Genomic DNA, 14,130 nt, shown 5'->3' on the forward strand with positions numbered 1-14,130 from the left:
GCGCGCCAGTGGCGCGCAGGCCGTGCCTTCTCGCCCCGATGGGAGAGGGGCTCTGAAGAAGCAGAGCAATCCGGTGCTCCGCTGCTTTTCTCTCAATCGATCCGGAAGTGCGCGCCAAGACTTCGCGTGCGGTGCAGCGCCGCTTCCACCATTGCCTGCGCCAATGTGGCCTGCCAGCCATCTGCTGCCAATGCACTGCGTTCCTGCAGCGCCGCTCGCAACTCCCCGCCACTGCGCACTGGTCCCATCGCCCGCATCATCAATTCGCGCAGGCCGGCGAGCCGCGGTGCATCCAGCGAGGGTTCGCGCCGCACCAAAGTGCATTCGCCATGCGCGTGGCCGGTATCGGGAAGGTCACCCAGCCGCGCACCCAGTCGCCGCCCGAACACCACACCTTCCAGCAGCGAATTGCTGGCCAAGCGGTTTGCACCATGCACACCGTTGCAGGCCACTTCGCCCACCGCGTGCAGGCCTGGCAGCGAACTGCGGCCATCGGCATCTACGGCGATGCCGCCCATGTGGAAATGTGCGGCCGGGGTGACCGGGATCGGCTGCAGGCGCGGGTCGATGCCGTGCTGCATGCAGGCACCGAACACGGTGGGGAAACGCGCGGGAAACGCCGTGCCGATCCCGCGCGCGTCCAGCCATGTGCCGCCGTCGCGGCAGGCCTGCCAGACCTGGCGCGCGACCACGTCGCGCGGTGCAAGGTCGGCCAGCGGATGCACGCCGGCCATCAACGGTTTGCCTTCCGCATCGAGCAGCCGCGCACCCGCGCCGCGCAATGCCTCGGTCACCAGCGGCAGGCTGTGCAGGCCGGGCAGGGCGAGCGCGGTGGGATGGAACTGCACGAACTCGATGTCGCGCAGGGCCGCGCCTGCGGCCAGGGCCAGCGCCAAGCCGTTGCCGTCTGCATCGGCCGGGTTGCTGGTGCGCGCGAACAATCCGCCGATGCCGCCGGTGGCCAGCACCACCGCGCGCCCGTGGATCTGTTCGGCATTGCCATCGGCATCGAGCGCATGCACGCCGCAGGTGCGGCCGCCGCGCAGCAGCAGGCCATCGACGTCCACGTCCGCGCGGCGCCGGATGTGCGGCGCACGGCGCGTCGCCGCAACCAGTGCTTCCATCACCTTCGCGCCAGTGGCGTCGCCGCCGGCATGGACGATGCGCGGGCGGTCGTGGCCACCTTCGCGGCCCAGTTGCAGTGTGCCGTCGCCGTTGCGGTCGAACACCACGTCGTGCCGTTGCAGCCAGTCGATGGCGGCGACGGCATCGCCGGTCAGCAGGTCGACCATTTCGCGGTCGTTGTGGTGGCTGCCGGCCTCGCAGGTATCGCGCGCATGCGCCTGCGGCGTGTCGCCGCCGCCGATGGGCGCGGCGATGCCGCCCTGCGCCATCCCGCTGGCCGCGCCGGCGCCGCTGCGCGCGCGGTTGAGCAGCAGCACCGGTGCGGGCGCGGCGGCCAGCGCCGTCGCCAATCCGGCGATGCCGCCACCGACGATGATGAGGGGCGCGCTCACACCGTGTCGCGGCGGCCTACCGCCAGCATGCGTTGCAGCGCCCTGCGTGCGCGCAGGGCCACGTCGGCCGGTACCGTCACCTCGTGGCGCAGCTCGCGCAGGCAGGCATGGATGTTCGGCAGGGTGATCCGCTTCATGTGCGGGCACAGGTTGCAGGGCTTGATGAACTCCACCTGTGGGAATTGGTTGCGCAGGTTGTCGGCCATCGAGCACTCGGTGATCATCGCCACCCGCGTCGGTTTTTCCTGCGCCAGCCAGCGCCCCATCGCGCTGGTGGAGCCGACGAAATCGGCCTCGGCCAGCACCTCCGGCGGGCATTCCGGGTGCGCCACGATCTTCGCGTCGAAGCGCTCGCGGGTATGCCGCGCTTCCATCGCGGTGAACTTCTCGTGCACCTCGCACTGGCCGTTCCACAGCACCAGTTCGATGCCGGTCTGCTGCGCTACCCAGGCGCCGAGGTAGCGGTCGGGCAGGAAGATCACCTTGTCCACACCGAATTCGGCGGCGATGGCTTCCACCACCTGCGGAGCGTTGGCCGAGGTGCAGCAGGCGTCGGATTCGGCCTTCACCGCGGCGCTGGTGTTGACGTAGCTGACCACCGGAATGCCAGGGTGCTGCGCACGCAGCGTGCGCACGTCGGCGGCGGTGATCGAAGAGGCCAGCGAGCAGCCGGCTTCCGGGTCGGGGATCAGCACGGTCTTGTGCGGGGCGAGGATCTTGGCGCTCTCGGCCATGAAGTGGACGCCGCACAGCACGATCAGCTCGCTGTCGCAGTCGGCCGCCGCCTGCGCCAGGGCCAGCGAGTCGCCGGTGACGTCGGCCACGCCGTGGAAGATCTCCGGCGACTGGTAGCTGTGCGCCATGATCACCGCGCCGCGCTGGCGCTTGAGTTCGCCGATGGCGTCGATCCACGGCAGGTGCAGCGGCACCTCCATGCACGGGATCAGCCGTTCCAGGGTTTCGACCAGCGGCGCGTGGCGCACTTCGAGTTCGGGATGCCAGGACGGCGTGGTGGAGGCGTTCATGCGGTCTCGGAGCAGGGACGGGCAAGGCCCGCGCGCTGCCGGCGCGGGCAGGAAGGAAGCAACGCGGCGCTCAGGTTTCGGCCTGGTGCGCGCTGCGTGCCGCACGGGCGAAGCGCGCGCCGCGGTTGAGCGCGATGCGCAGGCCCAGCGGCACGGTTTCCCACGGCAGCCGCTCCAGCAGGTTGCGCGCGGTCAGCCCCAACTCGACGTCGCCGGTGAGCACCAGCCGGCGCTGGAAGAACAGGGTGTCGGCATCCTCCAGCCGCCCGGCCAGCAACAGCAGGTCGGTGGCGCTGCCACGCACGGTGGCCTCGGCGTCGGCGTCGACCACCAGCAGGCGCTGGTCCTGCAACTCCACCACCCAGCGCAGCCCGAGGTCGTCGACCTCGATGCCCAGCCGGCGGCCGGCCATGAAGTCGAGCGTGCCGTCGGCCATCGGCCCGGCCAGCACCTTCGCCATCGCCCGCTCCAGCAGGCGCTTCTGCGCCGGGGGCGGAAGCGCGCGCAGCAGCGGGGCGATGCGGCGGGGCGGCGGCAGCCGCCGCAGCAGGGCGTGCGCCAGTGTCGGCGCGGAGGGAGAGGTGGTGTGCATGGTGGGTGCGATCATGCGGTCATTGCCTGCGCTTGCTCCTTGATCCAGATCAGGTTCCAGCCCTTGCACGCGGCAGGCATCGCCGATGGCCAGCGCCAGCACGCCGCTGGCGGTTTCCGGTGCCAGCCCCAGCGCCGAGGCCAGGGCTTCGGCACGGCGCCGCACGCGCTGCTCGCGCGCGCCATCGCGCCCCTGCGCCCCGGCGCGGGCCTTGATGCGCCCGGCCAGCCGCGCCAGCCGCTTGCGCGTGGCCAGCAGCAGCACCAGCCCGTCGTCCACGCCGTCGATGGCCAGCCGTACCGGCGCCAGCCCGGGTGCATGCTCAGCCATGCGTGTTTCCCTTGTTGAGCACCCGCGCCGCGGGCAGTACCTGCGCGGTGTAGACCGCCTCGGCCTCGGCGGCATCGAAGTCGGCGTGCCTGCGCTTTTTCACCCCGTAGTCGGACAGCACCAGGTGGGTGTCGGCGACCACGCCCGCGTTCGCCAGGCAGGCGGAAACGCAGCGCAGCACGCAGCCGTCCAGCGCGAGGATGGGGCGCTGGCTCCGCGCGGTGCGCACCAGTCCGGTGACGCCACCGCCGACGCCGGCGATGCAGGACATCTCGGCCTCGCCGGCCCGGTCCAGCTGCAAGGCGAGATGGTTGGCCATCTGTGCCGCGCTGGAACAGCCCGAGCACGAATACACCAGCGGCAGGGAGCGGCTCACGCCACCACCTGCGGGCAACGGGGACGGTGGCGGGCGACGGCCAGCGGCAGGCCGACGCCATCGAGCCAGTCGATGGCACGATGCCGGGGGACCGGTGCCGCACGCTGTCGCCGCGCGTTCATCGCCGCCGCACCAGCCGGGGAGCGGCAGGACGGGCAAGGTCGTTCGTCATGGCGTTGTCCCTGTCGAAGGGCACCCATGCTAGGCCGCCGTCGGCGGGCGGCGATTGACGCAGGTCAAACCCGCCCGATTCGGCGGGACGGGGCGGCTCAGTTGCGGTTGGGAACCTCGAAGCCGAGCTTGCCGACCTGCCCGGGGTGCTGCGGCACGCGCTTGAGCTTGTCGGTGTTGACCTCGTAGCGGTCGCGCAGCCGCAATGCCAGCTGCCGGTACAGGGCGGCGTCCATGTCCGGCTCGCGCGCGAAGATCCACGCCATCTCGCGGCCGGGGTAACCAATCAGCGCCCATGAGTAGTCCGGCGCCACTTCCAGGATGCGGGTGCGGGTCGGCACGATCCTGTAGAACCAGGTGCGCCAGCGGCGGTTGCCGCTGTCCTCGTCCACCGAGGCGCGCAGCTGCAGCTCTTCTTCCTGCTCGCCGAAGCCCTCGCGGTACTGGTAGCGGATGGCGACCTTGTCCTCGCCGCGCAGGCTGTAGGTGTTGGTGCTGGCGACGTGGCCGCGCTCGACGAAGTTGGGCACCCGGCCGATCACGTACCAGCGGCCCATGAAGCGTTGCAGGTCGATGGGGCCCTCGGCGATGCCCTCCTGCGCCTGCGCCTGCGGTGTTGCCGGGGGCGCTTCCTGCGCGTGGGCCGGCGCCAGCGGCAGGGTCAGGCTCAACAGCAGGGCGGGCAGGAACGCGGTGATCGATTGCATTGCGGGGCGGAGCGCCGTGGCGGTGGTGGTGCCAGCATGTTCGGTGGGCGGCGATGGAAACGTCAACGGCTGGTCGCAGCCTGTGAGATGTGGCGCCGGCAGCATGGGGCCGAACCCGTTACCGGAGCGTGTCATGGCTGAATTGTCCCGCCGCAGTGCCGTCGAAACCCCCGATCCGCGCGTGCTGCGCTGCGTCAGGCAACTGGCCTTGGCCGGCATCGCACTGGTGCTGGTGTGGCCGGCCCTGCGCGGCAGCAGCGCGTGGCTGGGCTGGCTGCCGCTGTGGCTGGTGGGCATGCCGCTGAGCGCGTGGTGGGCGCTGTACCGCTTCCGCCTGCCGGCGGCGTGGCGCAAACGACCGGCCGTGCGCCGCCGTGGCCCGCAGGCGCGACGCGCCCGCCGCCCGCTGCGGGCACGCTGGCAGCAGGCGGCCTGACCTTCGACAGGGGAAGCACGGCCCCGGCCTGTGCTAGCGTGCGCGGCCTGTGACCGTATGGAGCCGCCATGTCCCGATTCACTACCGCCTGCCTCGCCGCGGGCCTGATTTCCGCTGGCTTGTCCGGGGCCGTCATGGCCGCTGACGAGGCGCAGGACCCCTATGCCTGGCTGGAGGACGTCACCGGCGACAAGCCGCTGGCGTGGGTGAAGGAACAGAACGCCAAGGCCGAAGCGCGGCTGGCGCAGAGCGCGCAGTTCAGGCAGATGGAGGCTGGCATCCGCGAGGTGCTGGATTCGGACGCCAAGATCCCGGGCGTGCAGAAGATCGGCGACTACTACTACAACTTCTGGAAGGACAAGCAGCACGAGCGCGGCGTCTGGCGCCGCACCACGCTGGTGGAATACCGCAAGGCCGAGCCGCTGTGGGAAACCGTGCTCGACCTGGACGCGCTGAACAAGGCCGAGGGCGAGAACTGGGTGTGGCACGGCGCCAACTGCCTGCGCCCGGAATACACCCGCTGCCTGATCGCGCTGTCGCGCGGCGGCGCCGATGCCGACGTCACCCGCGAGTTCGACCTGTCGAGGAAGACGTGGATCGAGGGCGGCTTCTTCCGCCCCGAGGCCAAGGGCGGGCTGGGCTGGATCGACCAGGACAACGTGTTCGTCTATACCGATTTCGGCGACGGCTCGATGACCACCTCCGGCTACCCGCGCGTGGTCAAGCGCTGGAAGCGTGGTACGCCGATGGCGGCGGCCACCCCGGTGTACGAAGGCACGCCGGAGGACATGTACATCGCGGCGATGCACGACGACACCCCCGGCTTCGAGCGCGACTTCGTCAGCCGCACCATCGCCTTCTACAACAACGAGCTGTTCCTGATCGGTGCGGACGGCAAGCTGACCAAGGTCGATGCGCCGAACTCGGCCGAGAAGGGCGTGCGCCGCGAGTGGCTGACCCTGGAACTGCGCGAGCCGTGGACCGTTGGCGGCACGACCTATGCCGCCGGCTCGTTGCTGGCGACGAAGTTCGATGACTTCATGGCCGGCAAGCGCGCGTTCGACGTGCTGTTCGCGCCGACCGACACCACCTCGCTGGCCGGCGTGGCGTGGACGAAGAATCACGTGGTGCTGAACGTGCTGGACGACGTCAAGAACCGCCTGAGCGTGCTGACCCATGCCGATGGGCAGTGGAAGCGCAGTGAGTTCGTCGGCGCGCCGGCGTTCGGCACGATTGGCGTCGGTGCGGTGGACCCGGACGAAAGCGACGCGCTGTGGATGACGGTCACCGACTACCTGACCCCGACCACGCTGGCGCTGGCCGAGGTCGGCCAGCAGCCGGAGGTGCTCAAGACCATGCCGGCGTTCTTCGACGCCAGCGGCAAGGTGATCGAGCAGCATTTCGCCACCAGCAAGGACGGCACCCGCGTGCCGTACTTCGTGGTGCATGACAAGGCGATGAAGCTGGACGGCTCCAACCCGACCCTGCTGTACGGCTATGGCGGCTTCGAGATTTCGCTGACCCCGGGCTATTCCGGCGGCATGGGCCGCGCCTGGCTGGACAAGGGCGGCGTCTATGTGGTCGCCAACATTCGCGGCGGCGGCGAGTACGGCCCGCGCTGGCACCAGGCCGCGCTGAAGCAGAACCGCCACAAGGCCTACGAGGACATGGCCGCGGTGGCGCAGGACCTGGTCGCGCGCAACATCACCTCGGCCAAGCACCTGGGCGTGCAGGGCGGCAGCAACGGTGGCCTGCTCACCGGCAACATGCTGACCCAGTACCCCGAGCTGTTCGGCGCGGTGGTGGTGCAGGTGCCGCTGCTGGACATGAAGCGCTACAGCCACCTGCTGGCCGGCGCCTCGTGGATGGCCGAGTACGGCAACCCGGACACGGCCGACTGGGAGTTCATCAAGACCTTCTCGCCGTACCACCTGTTCGACGCGGGCAAGGACTATCCGCCGGTGCTGTTCACCACCTCCACCCGCGACGACCGCGTGCACCCGGGCCACGCCCGCAAGATGGCGGCGAAGATGATCGACGCCGGCAAGGACGTGACCTACTACGAGAACATCGAGGGCGGCCACGGCGGCGCGGCCAACAACGCGCAGGCCGCGCACATGTCGGCGCTGGCCTACGGCTTCCTGTGGGAGCAGCTGGGCGGCAAGTAAGCCGCATGCCGGATGACGCAACGCCGCCGGAAGGCGGCGTTGTCGTTTCCAGTGGTGCCAGCCATTGGCTGCGGCACGCCATCGCCCCGCATCAAGGGCACGCCGGGTAGGTCGGGGCTACGCCCCCGACGGCTGTGTGCACGAAGCGTCGGGGGCGTAGCCCCGACCTACCCGGTTGCATGCCACAGCCGTCAGGCGTAGCCCCGACCTACGTCCGGTGGGCGAATGCCCCGGGCGCTACCGGGGGCGGCTGGCCCAGCTTTCCAGCCCGCGCGCGATCCGCGCCACCGCCTCCCGCAACCGCGCCACGTCCTGCGTATAGGCGATGCGCACGTGCTGGTTGGCGCGGTGATTGCCGAAGTCCAGCCCCGGCGTGAACGCCACGTGCTCGGTTTCGAGGAAATGCGCGCAGAACGCCTGCGCGTCGTCGGTGAACGCGCCCACGTCGCAATACAGGTAGAACGCACCCTGCGGCTCCACGTCGATGCGGAAGCCGAGTTCGCGCAGCGCCGGCAGCAGGTAGTCGCGGCGCTGGCGGAACTGCCCGCGGCGCTGTTCGAGGATGGCGATGGTCTGCGGCTCGAAGCAGGCCAGCGCGGCGTGCTGGGCCATCGACGGCGCGCTGATGTAGAGGTTCTGCGCCAGCTTTTCCAACTCCGGCACCGCCGCCGGTGGCGCCACCAGCCAGCCCAGCCGCCAGCCGGTCATGCCGAAGTACTTGGAGAAGCTGTTCAGCACGAAGGCCCCGTCATCGACCTCCAGCACGCTGGGCGCGTCCAGCCCGTAGGTCAGGCCGTGGTAGATCTCGTCCACCACCAGGTGCCCGCCGCGCGCCCGCACCGCCTGCGACAGCGCGGCCAGTTCCGCGCGCGCGAGCGTGGTGCCGGTGGGATTGGCCGGCGAGGCCAGCAGCGCGCCGACGCTGTCAGCGTTCCAGTACGCCGCCACGGCAGCGGGCGTGAGCTGGTAGCCGCTGTCCGGGCCGACCGGCACCAGCTGCGCGGCGCCTTCCACCAGCCGCAGGAAATGGCGGTTGCACGGATAGCCGGGGTCGGCCAGCAGCCAGTGCTTGCCGGGATCGACCAGCAGGCTGGAAGCCAGCAGCAACGCGCCCGAGCCACCGGGCGTGACCAGGATGCGCTCGGGGTCGATGTCCAGCCGGTAGCGGTCGCGGTAGAAGCCGGCGATGGCCTGGCGCAGTGCCGGCAGCCCGCGCGCGGCGGTGTAGCGGGTGTGGCCGGCGGCCAGCGCGGCCTGCCCGGCGCAGACGATGGGGGCGGCGGTGGTGAAGTCCGGCTCGCCGATCTCCAGGTGGATCACGTCGAAGCCGGCCTGCTCCAGCGCGTTGGCGCGGGCCAGCAGCGACATGACGTGGAACGGGGCGATCTCGCGGCTGCGGCGGCTGTAGGCATTCATGACGCCATGATACGGCTGCGCAGGAGCGCACCAAGGTGCGCTCCTACAACGCGCCGCCCGTCTCGGGCACACTGTCCGTCGTTGCCCGGACGGCGCTGCCGCCGTCCTTCAGGAGCCCGAATGAAACCCATCCTTTGCCTGTTGGTTGCCAGCCTGATGATGAACACCGCCGTTGCCTCCCAGCCCACCCCGCCGGACGCGGAAAAGCGCCCGCACACGGTCACCGCGCCGTTCGGCGCCGAGCGCCAGGACGAGTACTACTGGCTGCGCGACGACACCCGCGAGGACAAGGCCATGCTGGCCTACCTCGACGCCGAGAACGCCTACACCGACGCCCTGATGGCGCCGCTCAAGCCGCTGCAGGAAAAGCTCTACGGCGAGATCGTCGGCCGCATCAAGCAGGACGACGCCAGCGTGCCCTACCGCGAGCGCGGCTACTGGTATTACACCCGCTACGAGACCGGCAAGGACTACCCGATCCACGCCCGCCGCAAGGGCGACATGCAGGCGCCGGAGGACGTGCTGCTCGACCTCAACCCGATGGCCGAGGGCAAGGGCTACTTCAGCGTCGGCGACATGGAGGTGAGCCAGGACAACCGCCTGCTGGCCTGGGCCGAGGACGCCGTCGGCCGCCGCCAGTACGTCATCCGCTTCAAGGACCTGGAAACCGGCAGGCTGCTGGACGACGTGATCGAGGGCGTGTCGGCGAACGTGGTCTGGGCCGACGACAACCGCACCCTGTTCTACGTCGAGAACGACCCGGAAACCCTGCTCACCGTGCGGGTGAAGAAGCACGTGCTCGGTACCCCGGCCAGCAGCGATGCGCTGGTCTACGAGGAGCACGACGACAGCTTCTACATGGGCATCGGCCGCACCCGCGACGACCGCTACATCACCATCGGCGTGGAAAGCACGGTGTCCTCGGAACTGCGCTACACCCCGGCGGCAAATCCGGGTGAATTCACCGTGCTGGCGCCGCGCGAGCGCGACGTGGAATACGACGCCGACCACTTCGACGGCCGCTGGGTGATCCGCACCAACGCCGATGGCGCGAAGAACTTCAAGCTGGTCACCGCGCCGGAAGGCGCCACTTCGCGCACGCAATGGCAGGACTGGGTGGCGCACGACCCGCAGGTGCTGGTGGAAGGCTTCGAGCTGTTCGACGGCTACACCGCCATCGCCGAACGTGCTGAGGCGCTGGAGCGCGTGCGCCTGCTGTTCGCCGACGGGCGCAGCGAGTTCGTCAAGGCCGACGAGCCGGCCTATTCGATGGGCCTGTCGATCAACGCCGAACCCGATACCGATTGGCTGCGCTATGGCTACACCTCGCTGACCACCCCGGCCACCACCTACGAGCTCAACGTCAGGACCGGCGAGCGCCGCCAGCTCAAGCAGCAGCCGGTGATCGGCTACGACGCCTCGCAGTACGTCACCGAACGCGTCTGGGTGGACGCGCGCGACGGCGCCCGCGTGCCGGTGTCGCTGGTCTACAGGAAGGGCTTCAGCAAGGACGGCAGCGCCGCGCTGTACCAGTACGCCTACGGCAGCTACGGCATGTCGATGGACCCCGGCTTCAACCAGAGCGTGGTCAGCCTGCTCGACCGCGGCATGGTCTACGCCATCGCCCACATCCGCGGCGGCGAGGAAATGGGCCGCGGCTGGTACGAGGACGGCAAGCTGCTCCACAAGCAGAACACCTTCAACGACTTCATCGACGTCACCCGCGCGCTGGTGGCGCAGGGCTACGCGGCGAAGGACCGGGTGGCGGCCTCGGGCGGCAGCGCCGGCGGCCTGCTGATGGGCGCGGTGGCCAACCAGGCACCGGGCGACTACCGGGTGATGGTGGCGCAGGTGCCGTTCGTCGATGTCGTCACCACCATGCTCGACGCCAGCATCCCGCTGACCACAAACGAATACGACGAGTGGGGCAACCCGGAGCAGAAGACGTACTACGACTACATGCTCAAGTATTCGCCCTACGACAACGTCACCGCGCAGGCCTACCCGGCGCTGTTCGTCGGCACCGGCCTGTGGGATTCGCAGGTGCAGTACTGGGAGCCGGCCAAGTGGGTGGCAAGGCTGCGCGACGTCAACACCGGCACCCATCCGATCGTGTTCCGCACCAACATGGAGGCCGGCCACGGCGGCAAGTCCGGGCGCTTCCAGCGTTACAAGGAACAGGCCGAGTCGTTCGCCTTCGTGCTGGACCAGCTCGGGGTGAAGTGACTTGCCATTCCTTCTCCCTTTGGGAGACAGCGTGGCAGGATTGCCGAGCTGCACGGCGAAGCCGCCCGCAGGGTGAGGCACAGGGATGTGCCGAATGCAGGTGCCCAAAGGGCGGATGAGGGGCGAACGTAGTCCATGATGCTTGAACCATCGGGACTTCGTTGCCCCTCACCCCAACCCCTCTCCCGGCGGGAGAGGGGCTTTATCTTCCCATCAACTTTCCATGACACGACCGACACGTTTCCGCTGGGCATGGTGGCTGCTGGCCTACGTCAGCCTCGGCATCGGCATCGTCGGCATCTTCGTGCCGGGGCTGCCGACCACCGTGTTCGTGCTGATCTCGGCATGGGCCGCCTCGCACGGCTCCGAGCGCCTGCACCGCTGGCTGCTGGCCCACCCGCAATTCGGCCCGCTGATCGTCAACTGGCAGCGCCACGGCGCGGTCAGCCGCAAGGCCAAGTGGATGGCCACCGCGACGATGGCGCTGTGCGCGTTGATCATGCTCTGGTGCGTGCCGCTGGCCTGGGTGAAATGGTTCTCGATCGGCAGCATGGCCTGTGTCTGCGCCTGGTTGTGGATGCGGCCGCTGCCGCCGCCTGTACCGTAGCTGCGGGGTTCGCCCCGCAGGGGCATTCCCGGCGAAGCCCCATGCCGGGCAAGCCCGGCATCTACAAGAATCAAGCGGGCCGATATCCTCGTAGCTGCGGGGCTTGCCCCGCAGAGGCACTCCCGGTGAAGCCCCATGCCGGGCAAGCCCGGCATCCACGAGAATCAAGCGGGCCGATATCCTCGTAGCTGTGGGGCTTGCCCCGCAGAGGCTTTCCCGGCGAAGCCCACGCCGGGCATTGCTCGGCCGATGGGGAAATCGGGCTTCATCCGTGAATGGCTATACTTCGGCGATGAACAAAACGCCCCGCTTCCCGATGCTCGTTGCAGCCGCCTGCGCGCTGCTGGTCCTCACCGCCTGCGGCAACAAGGGGCCGCTGGTGATGCCGCAGAAGCCGGTGCCGGTGGAAGAGCAGGAAGTCGTGCCGGCGCATGACGCGCCGGCCGCCGACGCGCAACCGGCGCAGGACACGGAAGCGCAGCCCGCCGCCGACGACAATGGTTGAGCCGCGGCTGCGTTTCACCAAGATGCATGGCGCCGGCAACGACTTCGTCGTGCTGGACCTGCGCGATGGCACGCCGCCGCCGGACGCGGCACTGGCCGCGCAGCTGGCCGACCGCCACCGCGGCGTGGGCTGCGACCAGATCCTGACCATCGAGCCGCCGCGCAGCGAAGCGGCGGTGGCCGCCTACCGCATCTGGAATGCCGATGGCTCCACCTCGCAGCAATGCGGCAACGGCGCGCGCTGCGTGGCGGCCTGGCTGGTGCGCGACGGTGCCGTGCAGGGCGACGCCTTCGTGATCGACAGCCCGCTGCGCAGCCATGCGGTGCAGCGGCTGGACGGCGGCCACTACGCGGTGGCGATGGGCAGGCCCGAGTTCGCGCCGGAGCGGATCCCGCTGGCCGGCTTCCCGCATGCGCGCGAGGAATACGCGCTGCCATTGCAGGGCGAGAGCCTGCGCTTCGGCGCGGTGTCGATGGGCAACCCGCACGCGGTGCTGGAAGTGGGGCTGCTCGACGCGGCGCCGGTGGAACGGCTGGGGCCGCTGTTGCAGCAACATGCGACGTTCCCGGAATCGGTGAACGTCGGCTTCGCCCAGGTGCTGGACGAGGGGCATGCGCGGCTGCGCGTGTTCGAGCGCGGCGTCGGCGAAACCCTGGCCTGCGGCAGCGGCGCTTGCGCCGCCGCGGTGGTGCTGATGCAGCGCGGCCGCCTGCGCCGCGACGCGGTGATCTCGCTGCCGGGCGGCGACCTGCGCATCCAGTGGCCGGACGACGGTGCGGAAATCGTCATGTCCGGCCCGACGGCTTTCGTGTTCGATGGAGAGTGGACGGCATGAACGATTCGCTGGAAAAGATCGGCGCCCATGAAATCGCGGCGTGGCTGCGCCGCCACCCGGGGTTCCTCAAGCAGTTCCCCGACCTGGCGCTGACCCTGGTGGTGCCGCGCGACGACGGCCCCACCGCCTCGTTGGCCAGCTACCAGCTGGAAGTGCTGCGCGACAAGAACCGCGAGCTGTCGCGGCGGCTGGCCGAGCTGGCGGCCAACGCGCAGGTCAACGAACGGCTGGCGGTGCGTACCCACCAGCTGACCCTGGCGCTGATGCGCCAGACCAGCGCCGCCGACACGCTGCGGGCGATGGCCGCGTCGCTGGAAGAGGACTTCGCCGGTGACCTGGTGCGCATCGTCAGCCTGCAGCCGGTGCCGGAACTGGAACAGGCGCCGTGGTTGCAGGTCATCGCCGCGGGCGATCCGAAGCTGGCGCCGTTCCACGACTGCCTGCAGGACGGCGAGCCGATCTGCGGCCGCCTGCAGCCGGAGAAGAACGAGGTGCTGTACGCCGAGCGCATCGGCGAAGTGGCCTCCACCGCGCTGCTGCCGCTGCCCGGCATCGGCCTGATCGCCGTCGGCAGCCACGATCCCAACCGGTTCTATCCCGGTATGGGCACCCTGTTCCTGCGCATGATGGGCGAGGCGCTGGCGGCAGGATTGCGGCGTTTCCGCGACGCCTGAGGAAAACCATCGTGGGCAGGCGCGCCGCGGAGGGCGCCTGCCCGGCTCCGCGGAAGCGACGCGAGGACGCGCATGAACCAGAGCCCCGAACTGCTGCGACGCCTGCTGCGGGCCAAGGACCGCATGGACGGCGCCTGCCATGAGGCGTGGCCGGTTGCGCGGTTGGCGCGGGTCAGCGCGGTGTCGCCGGCGCATTTCGCGCGTTCCTTCAAGGCCGCCTTCGGCATGCCGCCGCACCGCTACCTGCTCAGCCGCCGGATCGAGCGGGCGGTCGCACTGATGCGCGACACCGAACTTTCGGTCACCGAGATCGCGCTGTGCACCGGCTGGCGCAGCCTGGGTACGTTCGGGCGCATTTTCCGTGACATCACCGGCGACAGCCCCGGCAACGTCCGCGCGCGCGAACGCTCGGCCGCACAGGCGCGCGACCGGTTGCCCGAGTGCATCGCCCGCGCCGTCCACCGGCCGGACTTGAACAGCGCAGTTTCGGAGAAGCGCCGCCGCACTGCCGTTGCTACCGTGGACTCCACTTGATGGAGGTTCCC

General features: G+C 69.8%; 15 protein-coding genes. 8 read left to right on the forward strand and 7 right to left on the reverse strand.

Going from position 1 to position 14,130, the window contains the following annotated elements:
• Nucleotides 1-92: 92 nt before the first annotated feature.
• The 6 genes from ABB34_RS10925 to ABB34_RS10945 all read right to left on the reverse strand — a co-directional run bounded on the left by ABB34_RS10925 (nucleotide 93) and on the right by ABB34_RS10945 (nucleotide 4,718).
• Entirely contained in the window at nucleotides 93-1,517 is a 1,425-nt protein-coding gene (locus ABB34_RS10925) for an L-aspartate oxidase (RefSeq protein WP_057641359.1), read from the reverse strand.
• Nucleotides 1,514-2,542, reverse strand: coding sequence for a quinolinate synthase NadA (nadA, locus tag ABB34_RS10930; RefSeq protein ID WP_057641360.1), 1,029 nt, complete (start codon nucleotides 2,540-2,542; stop codon nucleotides 1,514-1,516). Before nadA ends, ABB34_RS10925 begins: the two co-directional genes overlap by 4 nt.
• Nucleotides 2,543-2,612: 70 nt before the next feature.
• Nucleotides 2,613-3,464, reverse strand: a complete 852-nt coding sequence (ubiT, locus tag ABB34_RS14940; RefSeq protein WP_083490168.1) for a ubiquinone anaerobic biosynthesis accessory factor UbiT — start codon at nucleotides 3,462-3,464, stop codon at nucleotides 2,613-2,615.
• Complete coding sequence (locus ABB34_RS10940; RefSeq protein WP_057641361.1) at nucleotides 3,457-3,840, reverse strand: putative zinc-binding protein; 384 nt, start codon at nucleotides 3,838-3,840, stop codon at nucleotides 3,457-3,459. The genes ubiT and ABB34_RS10940 overlap by 8 nt, the downstream gene beginning before the upstream one ends.
• Nucleotides 3,837-3,962 carry a hypothetical protein gene (locus tag ABB34_RS15790; protein WP_275452844.1) on the reverse strand — a complete coding sequence of 42 codons (126 nt, stop codon included), beginning with the start codon at nucleotides 3,960-3,962 and terminating at the stop codon, nucleotides 3,837-3,839. The genes ABB34_RS10940 and ABB34_RS15790 overlap by 4 nt, the downstream gene beginning before the upstream one ends.
• Before the next feature lie 147 nt (nucleotides 3,963-4,109).
• Nucleotides 4,110-4,718 (reverse strand): lipocalin family protein, encoded by a 609-nt coding sequence (locus tag ABB34_RS10945; RefSeq protein ID WP_057641362.1) that lies wholly within the window; start codon nucleotides 4,716-4,718, stop codon nucleotides 4,110-4,112.
• Nucleotides 4,719-4,860: 142 nt separating this feature from the next.
• Between ABB34_RS10945 and ABB34_RS10950 the strand changes: the two genes are divergently transcribed.
• Both ABB34_RS10950 and ABB34_RS10955 read left to right on the forward strand, forming a co-directional pair.
• Entirely contained in the window at nucleotides 4,861-5,154 is a 294-nt protein-coding gene (locus ABB34_RS10950) for a hypothetical protein (protein WP_057641382.1), read from the forward strand.
• A gap of 68 nt (nucleotides 5,155-5,222) precedes the next feature.
• A complete protein-coding gene (locus ABB34_RS10955; RefSeq protein ID WP_057641363.1) occupies nucleotides 5,223-7,322 on the forward strand; it encodes a prolyl oligopeptidase family serine peptidase in 2,100 nt (699 codons plus the stop codon).
• Between the two features lie 237 nt (nucleotides 7,323-7,559).
• Here the strand turns inward: ABB34_RS10955 and ABB34_RS10960 are convergent, their stop codons facing one another.
• Nucleotides 7,560-8,738: a pyridoxal phosphate-dependent aminotransferase gene (locus ABB34_RS10960; protein WP_057641364.1), complete on the reverse strand. Its 1,179-nt coding sequence runs from the start codon at nucleotides 8,736-8,738 to the stop codon at nucleotides 7,560-7,562.
• Between the two features lie 120 nt (nucleotides 8,739-8,858).
• Here ABB34_RS10960 and ABB34_RS10965 point away from each other — a divergent pair, with 120 nt between their 5' ends.
• From ABB34_RS10965 to ABB34_RS10990, 6 genes are all read left to right on the forward strand, one after another.
• Nucleotides 8,859-10,964: a S9 family peptidase gene (locus ABB34_RS10965; protein WP_057641365.1), complete on the forward strand. Its 2,106-nt coding sequence runs from the start codon at nucleotides 8,859-8,861 to the stop codon at nucleotides 10,962-10,964.
• Nucleotides 10,965-11,187: 223 nt separating this feature from the next.
• Nucleotides 11,188-11,571, forward strand: a complete 384-nt coding sequence (locus ABB34_RS10970) for a YbaN family protein (protein WP_057641366.1) — start codon at nucleotides 11,188-11,190, stop codon at nucleotides 11,569-11,571.
• 292 nt (nucleotides 11,572-11,863) lie between these two features.
• On the forward strand, nucleotides 11,864-12,076 hold the full coding sequence (lptM, locus tag ABB34_RS10975; protein WP_057641367.1) for an LPS translocon maturation chaperone LptM: 213 nt from the start codon (nucleotides 11,864-11,866) through the stop codon (nucleotides 12,074-12,076).
• Nucleotides 12,069-12,911 (forward strand): diaminopimelate epimerase, encoded by an 843-nt coding sequence (gene dapF / locus ABB34_RS10980; RefSeq protein WP_057641368.1) that lies wholly within the window; start codon nucleotides 12,069-12,071, stop codon nucleotides 12,909-12,911. The genes lptM and dapF overlap by 8 nt, the downstream gene beginning before the upstream one ends.
• On the forward strand, nucleotides 12,908-13,585 hold the full coding sequence (locus ABB34_RS10985) for a DUF484 family protein (protein WP_057641383.1): 678 nt from the start codon (nucleotides 12,908-12,910) through the stop codon (nucleotides 13,583-13,585). Before dapF ends, ABB34_RS10985 begins: the two co-directional genes overlap by 4 nt.
• A gap of 72 nt (nucleotides 13,586-13,657) precedes the next feature.
• Nucleotides 13,658-14,119, forward strand: a complete 462-nt coding sequence (locus ABB34_RS10990; protein ID WP_057641369.1) for a helix-turn-helix domain-containing protein — start codon at nucleotides 13,658-13,660, stop codon at nucleotides 14,117-14,119.
• Nucleotides 14,120-14,130 lie beyond the last annotated feature (11 nt).

Origin of the sequence: Stenotrophomonas daejeonensis (genome assembly GCF_001431505.1) — a bacterium.
Lineage (GTDB): Bacteria > Pseudomonadota > Gammaproteobacteria > Xanthomonadales > Xanthomonadaceae > Stenotrophomonas > Stenotrophomonas daejeonensis.